The following is a 10,618-nucleotide window of genomic DNA, read 5'->3' as shown; positions in this document are numbered from 1 at the left end:
GATTTCACTGTCCGCTTGTTGCTGATTGCTGGACACAACTCAACAAGCGGACTTCTCAACTAACGGCTTTGTGAAGTACTGAGACTGTATTCAAACACGGTCTGATTTGCCGAATGAACTACCACCCGGGCCAGCTGTAGCTTTGCATCTTATCCCACGAAGCGCAGTCGCAGAATCGACACCGACGCCGCCTGCAAAGCTTCCTTCAGTCCCGTTTTTCGGACATTCGAAACGTGTACCGAACGCAGGGAAGGTCGTTAGTGATGGAGTTGTTGGGTATAATCACCGGATCCGAACGTCGCATCCAGATTACTTGTACTTGCACGAGTCCGGATGGATTGAGGCTGTTTCGACCGAGTTGTTCCGATCTGAGGCGGTTGGGAATGGTGGGACTATCGATCCTGGGCTCGACGAAAAGTTAGCTCGGACTGTGTACGGGTCACTGTATTGTTTCGATGAGATAGAGGTTGAATTGCCAATATTCGCGTCAGTAACGTTGCTTGATGTTGCCGGGTTTACGATGGGGTCGGGACGCTTCCCTAATTTCAATACAGTACCATTTCCGGAACGATTCAATACCGGGGTTGTTGAGTTAGAGACGCTTGATCGGGATGTATTCGAGACCAAGGACCTTCGACCGATTCTGGATCGGATTTGGTATCAAGCGGGGCGAGAGAATGGGTCTCCCCATCTCCCAAATTTGGACGAGTCTGATGACGAGTAACGGTACGGACTTCACAAGATTCGATATCAAGTGCTGACAGTGCCGACAGAAGGTTGATACTCAACGTCGAATGGTATTATTTCTCCGCCTGTTTACTATCAGCCATTCGCCCTTCCTCTACGCGTTACCCGAAATTCTACGGTCATTCGGCCGTTAACCAACAATACCTTTCCTATGGTTCGGGTGTTGGTTAATTCACAGCAGCGATTTTATCAAATAGAATAACATCTCTTAGTCGTTGAAAAACATTAATTTCCAATATTTCTCCGCAAACACATCAAAAAGGGATACGAGCGGCGAGGGGCATGTGTCCCGATCAGCGGCGATCCATGGCCCTCTTCGCAACTGGCTGAATCCGTCTGTCAAACTCTCCAATTTGTCCCTGAGGACCTCAAGAAAAGTCGGGAACAGCGTGAACGTGGTGAAACCATGAGTCTCCAAGACACCATGGACAAGTACGAGGTCGTCGACGAGTCGTGTACCTGTCCCGACTGGCAGCAGCGAACACCCGAAGTAACTGTAAGCATATGCGACAAGTTGATCACGAAATCAAACGTGGACGTGTTTTTCGACCAGATAGTCATTTCCCCTCTGGGGAGGGGTGGAAGTCGAACTAATCCGCTGGACTGACTGTCTCACCAACTCGGCGTACCCGGTCAAACTGCTCGAGATATGCGACCCGGTCGTGAATCACAGCGAGATCCAACTCCAATTCGGTGGCCAGTTAATCTGGGCCTCGAGTTCGGAACATATTGCCGGAGGAGATTCAAAATGGAGAGATGTCGTCGTATTCAATAGTAGCGGCGTCTGGTAGAAAGTCATCAAATACGTGTCGATCGTCTGGAGCAGCTTCGCCAGTCATCGTCACGTGCTCGTCTTCCCATTCTTGAGCTGCAATGTTGATTCCGTCATAATCTTTCCCGACTTGATACACCGTATTTATCACCTTTTCAACTTCATATGGGCCACCGTAGTACGGTATGTAAATCTCGAACCCGTATTCTACATTCGCAGGGTCACGGCGTGTTAATGCTGAATCGTAGTTGTCCCAGTGGTCGATAAAATGGAAGTACAACTCTTCGAGATCTGCCTTCTGTGATTCATCGTTAATTCCGGGTGTGATTTCAAAGCAGATGATATCTTGTCGATTGCCGGGGATATGAGCTGTTTTCATCCCCTTTAGATTTTCACTCTTGTATGATCCTTCCCGAACCGGATTGCGCATGATTCGAATGATTTTCTTCCGGTACGCATCGAAGGAACCGCTCTGTTTCAGTTCTTGGACAGAAGTTTCAAAATCCCTGTCCCAGTTGATCTCCCAGGGAGTATCCGTCGGTATCCCACACATCCAATCAGGAAAGTAACCGCTCTATATCCGGATCTTCTACGGGATCCCGATCGGGATCTTCTAAGCAGTGACGAAGTTCTGGAGACATGATGATCTCATCGATATACGTCGCAAAATCCATGCCTTCGGCATATTCGAAGTGCTTCCAGAGCCAGGTTTCCTTTGCACGTTCGACTAGCTCATCAGTGCTCATTCGCTTCGTTTCCTCGTGGAACCGTTCGATCAGGTACGTCTTTTTCGGGGAGAGTGATCCCCCATCGAGAGCAGTCGCATACTGTCCGTTGTCGCGAATCGAAATCCGCCCTTCCTCATCCAACTCTTCGAGTGCTTTGGTGACTTCTCTGGAATACGGACCGTAATCGTACGGCATGAAAGTTGCATCAGTCAGCCGCTGTCCGGTTTTGATCGCGGTTTTGATCTCACAATAGAAGATCAGCTTCTGCACTCGCTTCTCATAGAGTGCATCGTATTTGGAGAGGAACTCAATGGTTATCTCTTTGAGTTCCTTCCAATCATCCTCGTCGAGGTCTACAACGTGACCCGGAGAGGATTCTGGTGTGGACATGATCTCTATTCTAGGTCAGACGAGGACGGGCATAAGTTTACTGTATAACAGATCTGACCTCTCAAAACGTGAACCGTGGGCGCTACAAGACCTGATCGTCGACAGTTTTCGGAACGATCTCTGCCTTCGAAAGCGGCGTGACGTTGATTACGGCCCCGTGTTTGTGGTTCGGCTGGTAGCCAGCAGTTATGATCTCTGAGAGAGCATGATCGGACCAGTCCGAAGAAATATCGGCGGCAACGTCGTCGCAGCCCTCGCGAATTTCCTCGGTGGGATCACGGTACTCCTCGAAGTCGATTGCGAGTTCTGCGAGCAGTTCCGCGCGTCAAGTGTTCCCACCGTCGGTGATAGTCGTTTGGCCAGCGTCATCGAAATCCTCGACTCGCTCGGAGATTCCGCCTCGAAAATCTGGAACGTCGCACGATGGACGGCAGACCGTATCTGGAACGCAGACTGCAAGAATGAAGTTCATGCGTTGCTTGACCAAAACGGCGTAACGATCAGCGGTTCACCGTTCACTAATGAGGGACGCGAGGTCCTGACGGACCTCGACTTAGACAGGCCGTCTGAGTTGCTGTTAGAGCAGTGGTTAGCATTGATCGATGATCTCGACGAGAAGATAACGCAGCTCGATCGTGAGATCGAGCAAGTGGCTGTTTCAGTCTCTGAAGTCGAGTTGTTGATGACAGTTCCTGGGATCAGCACCTACTCCGGACTGTTGATCCATGCAGAGATCGGCGAGGTAGAACGGTTTGATCGCGCAAAACGAGGTTGTGAGTTACGCAGGATTGGATCCAGTTGTCCGCGAGTCAGGCGACTCGCGGACTGAGGGAGGCATCAGTAAAGAGGGTAATAGCTATCTGCGATGGATTCTCGTTCAATGTGCGAATACGGCAGTTCACAACAGCAAGGACCCGTACTTGAGCGAGTTCTACTGGCGATTACGTGGGCAGAAAAACAAACCACACAAGGTAGCGATCGTCGCAACAGCACGGAAGATGCTCGTTTCAATCTTTCACATGCTCAGTAACGAGGAGGTGCATGACCCACCAGGGGTGAGTACCTGAGGAACGGCGACAGTCGCCGTTCCTCATGGGCCTGCCTTTGTCCTGTGAGCGACAACTCTCGCTTAACAAGAAGTCCTCCGCCTGATGGTTAGTTCAGCTGCTTTCGTGGAGCCGTTTGGTGATTTCGAGCTATCTTCATGAGCTTCGTAGCTGGTTACCCGTAATCACTATCTATCTCAACGTGGTTTGCGTAGCCAGCAGAATTCTCATAGATGGAGACTGCGGCCGCTGCGGACACCCATCGCGTGTCTGCAAGTCGCGTCGTCGAAGCAGGAAGCCCCTGCCTCAACAGTAGTTGCCGAAGTGCCTGAAAGACAGTTTTCTCCGGCGACATCCTATTTAGAACATGGTCATTACTACCGAGGCACGGCAGGTCTGCCGTGCCGTAGGTTCGCTACTGTATCCCGCTCTGGAGTTCGGAACGAAGCCTAACGGTACCTATCCGAGTGAGGACTTTTCGAGAGTCCTCACTCGGAGCGCATTCCACCGTGAGTTCACTAACACCAGTGCTAGACATCTCCAGTTGGCTCGGGGCGAAGAGTTGGACCTCGAAGACCGAAGTCCGCTCTCGAAGTCGCTGCTGTACCACCTTGGTGAGATGGATGCGGATGCCATCGACGATCAGTTCGATGGCATCCGCGAGCAGTTTCTCGTCCAAGCACGGAAGGCACGACGGTTCCCATCAACCGCAGAGGTTGCGCTCGATCTTCACGAATGGCTCTACTACGGCTCCAAGCAGACACCGATGGTCTCGCGGATCAACCCGGATCGTGGAACGAATCTCGCCTACGTATTTGTCACATTGTGTGTTGTTTCACCGTCAGTTCGTTTCACACTCGCGTCCGAGCACGTTGCTCGAACGGATACGCAGTCTCTGATTAAAGCAATCCGTGAGGTGATCGAGACGGCACGCCAGGCCGTCTCGATCACTCGCATCTACTGTGATCGTGGATTGTATCGGGTGGAGTTAGTCGATGAACTGATCGATCTTGACGTAGAGTTCGTAATTCGAGCACCCAAAACACCGGGGATAAAGCGTGTTCTCGGTGACCACGACGAGAGCGTGTTCGTCACTGACTATGAGTTAGTCAGGAAGCGCTCACCGACGATGCGTGTCCCGGTGACGCTCGTCGTCGTCCCGCATCAGTCGCGGGACGACGACTCGCTGTGTCTCATCACGAACCACGAGAGAACGGTGGATGAAGCGATACCACTGGCTCAAGCGTATCGGCGTCGGTGGGGGATAGAAACGTCCTACCGGAAGATTGGTGAGTTTCTTCCTCGTACTACGTCACCAGTGTTTGCGGTGCGGTTGTTCTACTTTCTGTTCGCTGTGGCACTGTACAATCTTTGGATCGTGGTGTGTCTGCTGCTCTCAGAGCAACGGCGAGAGAGCACACGTCCAGCAGTGTCAACAGCAACGTTTCGCTTCTTCCTCGGACCAGTGACATACGGATAATCGCTGCCGGGGCGGCAGACCCGAGCTGGCGCTCGGGTCAGCACGCCCTCCCGTACTGGCAAGACTCTCTGTCGCTGTGGATTACGCGTCTCAGCTGCCATCATCTGCTCAAATTACCGCTTAAACAAACAACGGTAGGCGAATTTCAATGACCTCGTCACGCTTCCGCCGACTCTCTACAATCTGAATCGGCAACTACTGTCAAGGAGCCACCGCAGGCGGCGAGTAGGCAGGGGTAGTTCACGGGGCTACTGGACTACTTGACCTGAGCTTCATACTCATCCCAGAGGTTGTCAATATCGGTACCCGTCTCATCAGAGATGTGACGCAGTAACTGCGCCCGGTTTTCGAATCGTCGAAGTTGCCCCTTCGCGCTCATACTGGAACATTGGCGGCGGTAGAGTAATAAATTGAGGGCTGCTCTTCTTCTGTCGCTCTTTCTTGGAGCGTCGACGATGAGATGTATCGCCTATACGAAATTCGCATCAATATTTAAACTTTAAACCCTTATCTTACTGTCTAACTATATCTTGCTCCGTGACAAAACAACACTAATAGAGAAAGAGAGGCAACCAGAAGGTTCTCAAGAACGCCAGGCTAGCCTAATTTCGCGGCTTTCCACTTTCACTCCGCTTTTGAAAGACTTATTGGCATATCGTCCATACACCAGCATACCCGCTGTCGAACCACAAACGACCCTCCCTAAAGCGGATCCCTTGATCAAATAAATGAATGTTAGTCAGGCGGTTGCGGAAGAATTCCGCACGTATGAACCTCGTGTACTACACCTCAACCGGCAGTCACGAATGGAGAACGACAAGTGGGGGATCAACGATGAAATCCCGACGGACAAAATCCTCGCGAACTTCCAACAACACTCCGAACTCCGGCAAGACAACCAACAGCTATGGATCCCGCTCCACGAAGAAGAGAGCGCCGAACTGACCGGCGAATACGTTATTCTCCGCAAGCACTACGACCGGCCAACGATCTTCTACTTCGACGTCGCCCGCGAGAAGCTTACCCCAGTCCAGACAAACACGCTCGGTCGAGTGTACATCGGGTACCGAATTCGGTTCTGGCACCCAGATTACACTCCGCCTGAAACGCCCTCGTTCCTGACCGACGTCGATTCAGAAGAGGGTGGTCTCGATGGCTCTAGAACCGAGATCGCTGCGGACAATCCAGCCAGTGAAGACGAGATGGATCAACTCTACGATGACCTCGTGGAACTCGTCGAAACCAACGATGACAGCGAACGGGAAGAACGACGTAAGGAGATACACGATACATCGATCGATCGGTTGGAACGGCAACGTGTCGCCGTATCTGCACTCACTGCCCGTGGCGCAGTATCTGCAGAACGCGATAAAATGACCCTTCGAATCGAATCGGAAGCGAAAGGGAACAAAGACCTTGATTTGAGAAGCGATTCCGACCTCCGATACAACGTTGAGGTGGTTGTCGGGAAAGATTGCGAAGAAGATGGACTCCCATTCGACGCCAGGATCGCCGACGTCTTTGAGGACGGGTTTCGGATCAAGCCCGACTGGGAGACCTCTGATGCTCCCGAGTTCGCTGCTCTTCACCTCAAAGAAGGGGTTGAGGTTTCGATCGTCGAACTTCATGACCCACTCGCGAACGAACGGAAACGGGAGGCCATCGACGAGGTCTGGCGAGACAAACAGAAACGAGAAATCATCGGCGGGAGAGCACTGCTGAACTTCGATTCAGCGCTTACTGTCGACTTCGACCGAGATCAACTCAATAATTACCAGCAACAGGCAGCAGAAGCGGCTCTTCGATCGAAAGACGTATTCTGCATCCACGGCCCACCAGGAACCGGGAAAACACGGACACTGGCCACCATCATCCGCGAAGCAGTAAAAGACGGGAAACGGGTGCTGGCCTGTGCCCACTCGAACCAGGCGGTAGACAACCTGTTAGCTACAGATCAACTGTATCAGGCTGATCTAGACGGTGAACTCCGAATTGCTCGAGACGGACACCGCATCACCGATGAAAGGGTTCGTTCACGGTTCATGGGCCGAAGCAAGCGCCACGCCGACATCGTCGGAGCGACCACCAACCGGGCTGCCAACTTCAGCAAGAACGAGTTCGACCTGTGTGTGATCGACGAGGCTACTCAGGCAGATACCCCGTCGACACTCATCCCGTTCTATCGCTCAGAGCAGTTGATTCTCGCAGGGGATCACAAGCAGCTGCCACCGCACTGCTCAGACGAGGATATGCGGCGAGAGAACATGCACCGCCCGCTGTTTGAGCGGCTACTGGACCTATACGACGAGAACATCTCCGCCACGTTGCGCCGCCAGTACCGCATGAACGGGACGATCGCCAGCTTCTCGAATCAGGCGTTCTACGACGGCAAGCTGGAAGATGCTGACCAAAACGCGAGATGGACAGTCAACGGAATGCCGCCGATGGTCGGAATCGATATCCGCAGTGAAGAAGATGATCATGGAACAAGCAAGAAAAACCACGAAGAGGCCCAGGCCGCTGTTGGACAGGCGAAACGCCTGTTGAACAACGGTGTCGATGCTGATGATATCGGGATCATCGCGATGTACAACGGGCAGGTCACGTCCATCAAGACAGAACTACAGCGACACGAGATCTACGGGGTGAAGGTGAGTACAGTCGACTCATTTCAGGGCAGCGAGAAAGAAGCGATCATCGTTTCGTTCGTTCGCAGTAACTCGGATATGGATGCCGGGTTCTTAGAGTTCAAAAACGAGGGACCGCGCCGGCTCAACGTAGCGCTTACCCGGGCAAAGAAGCGGTGTGTACTTATCGGGAATTGGAAGACGTTGACCACACCGAGGAAAGGACAGGATCCAGCTGAAAGCTGTGCAGACGTGTATCTCGACCTGTATTCGTATATCCAAGATCACGGCAAGCTGGTCTCGTCACCAGGAACGAACATAGTTACGCACTGACCCCGATCTGCGTAGCCCAACTCTAAGCTGTTTAGAGAAGATCGTCAACGTATTGGTCCCACACCCTCTCCGGGCTTCGATCTCACGCTCCCCGCGCCGCTACCCACGATAGTTACGAGATGTGGCAGCGTCTCGTCAGCCTCAGCAGACATACTTTGACGAGTCGATTCTGCCACTATAAGCCTTCTTTTCGGTAAAAACGTAGGAACCAGTGAAGGTACGACGATCGAAACTATGGCCCTTCAGGCGTCTACGTACTGGTGTTCCCATTGTCGTCGGTTCTCGATCGCGTCCTCTCCTGATTCGGTGATGTCGTAGTAGTTGGTACGACGGTCGAGTTGACCCTTCTCGACCAGTTCCTTGTTGACCAGGGTGTCGAGATTTGGGTACAGCCGACCGTGATTGATTTCGGCGCTGTAGTATGTCTCGATCTCGTCCTTGACGTCCTGTCCCGACGGCTGATCAGCACCTGCGATGACGTACAACAGGTCGCGCTGAAATCCAGTGAGGTCGTCCATCCTACGTGAGTCTTCAACGATCCTGTATTTGACTTCTTTTCACAGGTTCCTAAATGTGTTTATGGTATGAATGTCTTGTTGGATAAGAGCAGCTACTCACCCCCTCCACCGTTTCCGAAGCTTTCAACAGTGCAGGTGAAATTGACCTGGGTCGTCGAGCTACATAACAGCACCTCGAATCGATCGATTTCAGCCCACTCCTGGGCATCGCGAACGTGCCCCTCGATGACTGTCTCGACGCTTTTTCGCTCGCCAAGTTCGCCAGCGTGATGATAGCCGCCATCAGTTGCCGTTCTAGGCGACGGTGTTGGTAGTAATCTACTCAATGGGACCGGACTGTGTCACAATCTCGGTGGACCCGGTCGAACGTTGAGAGATACGCGAGCCGGTCGTGAACCTCGTCGGTATCCAGCTCCAGTCCGGCAGCCAGTTCGTCGACGGTCATCGGCTCGTCGAGTGCCTGGAGGACTTCGAGCCCCGGTAGTACCGATTCGTGAGCTCCTGGACGCGGGCCTCGATCGGCGTGGTCACCCCGTACTGCTCCTCAAGTTCAACCAAGGCCTCATTGTGGGAGTTGCACCTCGTAGTCAGCCGCCAGCTTCTGGAACTCGTCCCACTCCGGAAGCCGGTTGTCGTCGACCCCGCCGTGCGTCTCGAGGTAGCGGAGCAAGGCGTCGATTTCGTCTTCGAGGTCATACTTCGTCGCCTGCTCTCGGAGATTTTCCTCGTCGACGTCGACATGGCTGAGCAGGAGCAGACAGTACGAGCGGTGTCGGCTGCCGTCGTCGATCAAGAGGGTATGACAGCAGAGCTCCGCCGTCGAGACTGCGTCGAGTTCCTCGGAGTAGACATAGTAGCGGTGGCCGGTGAGCAGGAACTGGAGGTCGAAGTCCACGAATCGAGCAAGGCCGGTTTCGTGGAACTCCTTTGCGTCGATATCCGTCTCGGCCTGGGCAAGGAATTCGTCGTAGTCCTCCCAGAGAATCGTACCCTTCGGGACCACGGCTTCGAGGCGTTGACGATGCAGATGGTGTGCGAGTTCCCGAGCGAACTCGTGGAGCCGGTCGAAATCGGCGTTGAAGTCATAGCGGCTGTCGGCCGTTCCGACGAGACCACGGTTACGAAACCGCTTGAGGACGCGGTTGACCGTGTTGCGGTAGTTATCGCTCTGGTCGGCGATCTCGGAGACGGTTCGCGGCTGGTCGAGATAGTACAGCACCTCGAGTGCCTTTCCGGTCAGCAGCTCGGGGAACTCGATGTGGGAGTGCTGGCGGACGAGGTCCTGGTAGAGTTCGACGGCGCGAGCATCCGACGGGACGACTCGTTTTCGACGGCCGTCGCGTTCCGTGTAGACGAGCCCCTTCTCGATGAGGTCGCCGATGGCACGGGAGAGGTAACTCTCGCTGTGGTCGAGCTTCGTCGCGAGCTCGGAGATCGTGTCACCGCGGTCGACCGTAGCGAGAACCTCGAGTTCGATGCGCCGGAGCACGGTGTAACATAGTACGAAACTGGCATATAAAGAAGTTTCAAGTAGTGTTACAGCCAGCAATCGCGAGAACCGTCTCTATCGTCTTAACCAACAAACCTATGGATTCGTGGGCCGTGTTGGTTAACACGAGAGTAGCCGATGTCCTACGAACCTCCGATCCCACCAGCGAACCCCCCAACGGAGATCGTCAACACGCTCAACGAGTCGCACCCGGAGCAGCTCCGAGAGATTGCTACGTACGCTGAAGCGCTCGCCGAGCACAAGGAACGTGAGGCCCGTCTCGAGGAAGAGACAACAGAGGACGAGATTGAAAAGCGACCTGACGACCTCCCAGACGACGTTCCAACGAAGGCAACGATCACGATCAAAGAGATCAACGACAATCGCTACTACTACTGGCAGTGGCGAGAGGGCAAGAAAATCAAATCGAAGTACAAGGGACCGGTCAATCCAGACGAGTGAACTCGATTCAGGAGACCATTCTCGTC

Annotated in this window: 10 protein-coding genes and 1 pseudogene; 6 read left to right on the top strand and 5 right to left on the bottom strand. The window is 53.4% G+C overall.

Annotation, left to right across the window (positions count from 1 at the left end; genetic code table 11):
- The first annotated feature begins 1,153 nt into the window (after nt 1-1,153).
- A complete protein-coding gene (locus GS429_RS21765) occupies nt 1,154-1,354 on the top strand; it encodes a hypothetical protein (protein WP_201293969.1) in 201 nt (66 codons plus the stop codon).
- A gap of 136 nt (nt 1,355-1,490) precedes the next feature.
- Here the strand turns inward: GS429_RS21765 and GS429_RS06070 are convergent, their stop codons facing one another.
- Together GS429_RS06070 and GS429_RS06065 are read right to left on the bottom strand one after the other, a co-directional pair.
- Nucleotides 1,491-2,072 (bottom strand): hypothetical protein, encoded by a 582-nt coding sequence (locus tag GS429_RS06070; RefSeq protein WP_160063676.1) that lies wholly within the window; start codon nt 2,070-2,072, stop codon nt 1,491-1,493.
- A gap of 4 nt (nt 2,073-2,076) precedes the next feature.
- A complete protein-coding gene (locus tag GS429_RS06065; protein ID WP_160063674.1) occupies nt 2,077-2,637 on the bottom strand; it encodes a type II toxin-antitoxin system antitoxin SocA domain-containing protein in 561 nt (186 codons plus the stop codon).
- Nucleotides 2,638-2,842: 205 nt separating this feature from the next.
- Between GS429_RS06065 and GS429_RS21760 the strand changes: the two genes are divergently transcribed.
- The 4 genes from GS429_RS21760 (at nt 2,843) to GS429_RS06050 (ending at nt 8,123) form a co-directional block, all read left to right on the top strand.
- Nucleotides 2,843-3,466, top strand: a complete 624-nt coding sequence (locus tag GS429_RS21760) for a hypothetical protein (protein ID WP_201293968.1) — start codon at nt 2,843-2,845, stop codon at nt 3,464-3,466.
- Entirely contained in the window at nt 3,411-3,704 is a 294-nt protein-coding gene (locus tag GS429_RS22615; protein WP_201293966.1) for a transposase, read from the top strand. The genes GS429_RS21760 and GS429_RS22615 overlap by 56 nt, the downstream gene beginning before the upstream one ends.
- Nucleotides 3,705-4,050: 346 nt before the next feature.
- On the top strand, nt 4,051-5,163 hold the full coding sequence (locus GS429_RS06055) for a transposase (RefSeq protein ID WP_160063672.1): 1,113 nt from the start codon (nt 4,051-4,053) through the stop codon (nt 5,161-5,163).
- Nucleotides 5,164-5,969: 806 nt separating this feature from the next.
- A complete protein-coding gene (locus tag GS429_RS06050) occupies nt 5,970-8,123 on the top strand; it encodes a DEAD/DEAH box helicase (RefSeq protein ID WP_160063670.1) in 2,154 nt (717 codons plus the stop codon).
- Nucleotides 8,124-8,365: 242 nt separating this feature from the next.
- Here GS429_RS06050 and GS429_RS06045 read toward each other — a convergent pair whose 3' ends face one another.
- The 3 genes and pseudogenes from GS429_RS06045 to GS429_RS06035 all read right to left on the bottom strand — a co-directional run bounded on the left by GS429_RS06045 (nt 8,366) and on the right by GS429_RS06035 (nt 10,130).
- Nucleotides 8,366-8,641, bottom strand: a complete 276-nt coding sequence (locus tag GS429_RS06045) for a PadR family transcriptional regulator (protein ID WP_071402832.1) — start codon at nt 8,639-8,641, stop codon at nt 8,366-8,368.
- A gap of 322 nt (nt 8,642-8,963) precedes the next feature.
- Nucleotides 8,964-9,208, bottom strand: a pseudogene (locus GS429_RS22465) (hypothetical protein); the annotation flags it as partial.
- A complete protein-coding gene (locus GS429_RS06035) occupies nt 9,204-10,130 on the bottom strand; it encodes a helix-turn-helix domain-containing protein (protein WP_328821266.1) in 927 nt (308 codons plus the stop codon). The pseudogene GS429_RS22465 and the gene GS429_RS06035, both read right to left, overlap by 5 nt.
- Nucleotides 10,131-10,268: 138 nt before the next feature.
- Here GS429_RS06035 and GS429_RS06030 point away from each other — a divergent pair, with 138 nt between their 5' ends.
- A complete protein-coding gene (locus GS429_RS06030; protein WP_160063668.1) occupies nt 10,269-10,592 on the top strand; it encodes a DUF6788 family protein in 324 nt (107 codons plus the stop codon).
- The last annotated feature ends 26 nt before the right edge of the window (nt 10,593-10,618 follow it).

It is taken from the genome of Natronorubrum halalkaliphilum (assembly GCF_009834785.1).
Taxonomy (GTDB): Archaea; Halobacteriota; Halobacteria; order Halobacteriales; family Natrialbaceae; genus Natronorubrum; species Natronorubrum halalkaliphilum.
The sequence above is the reverse complement of the archived record's forward strand: the minus strand, read 5'-3'. Positions and strand labels throughout refer to the sequence as shown.